1 protein-coding gene is annotated in these 709 nt (G+C 36.7%); it reads right to left on the bottom strand.

Annotated elements, in window-relative coordinates:
- Positions 1–44 precede the first annotated feature (44 nt).
- Positions 45–701, bottom strand: a complete 657-nt coding sequence (locus tag ACFIO5_RS11850; RefSeq protein ID WP_034454196.1) for a DsbA family protein — start codon at positions 699–701, stop codon at positions 45–47.
- Positions 702–709 lie beyond the last annotated feature (8 nt).

The raw sequence follows: 709 nt of genomic DNA, 5'->3' as shown, positions 1-709 counted from the left end.
AGCAACGATCACAAATATCAATACCCATCTTCTGAAAAAAAGATTTAGTTTTTAAGAAAACTGTCAATCACTGAAAAGAAGGCTTCTACTGACATCGCACCTTCATATTTATTACCATTAATAAAAAAAGTAGGTGTTGCATTGACACCAAGTTCTTTTCCACGCTCAAAAGATGCATTTACTTCATCTAAAATGGACTGATTTTTCAGACAAGCATTAAAACTTTCATCGGTAAAACCTGCCATTAAGCCAATTTTCTTCAACGGCGTCACAGCATCTCTCGCCCAGACCCACTCAGACTGTTTTTGAAATAAAACTTCTATCAAAGGAAAATAACGATCTTCTGGTGCACAGCGCGCCAACATAAAGCCTGCCGTTGCACGAGAATCAAAAGCAAAATCTCGGAAGATAAGCTTCACTTTTCCCGTTTTGATATATTTTTTACGAATTTGAGGAAGTACATCATTATAAAAATGTGCACAATGAACACACGTTAATGAAGCATATTCAACAATTGTTACTGGTGCGTTTTCCTCTCCCTCAAACCTATCCTTAACCTTGCCTGATTTAAGAAGCTCGGCCATATCAACAGTCGAAACTGGTTTAACTCCACTAGCTAAAACGGTGGTTACACTGATTTGCATGGTTGTCATTAGAGCAAAAATTACTGCAAAAGACAAAAAGGAACGATAGTTTATCATCAATAATA

This window comes from Bartonella sp. AA86SXKL (genome assembly GCF_042196885.1).
The sequence above is the reverse complement of the archived record's forward strand: the minus strand, read 5'-3'. Positions and strand labels throughout refer to the sequence as shown.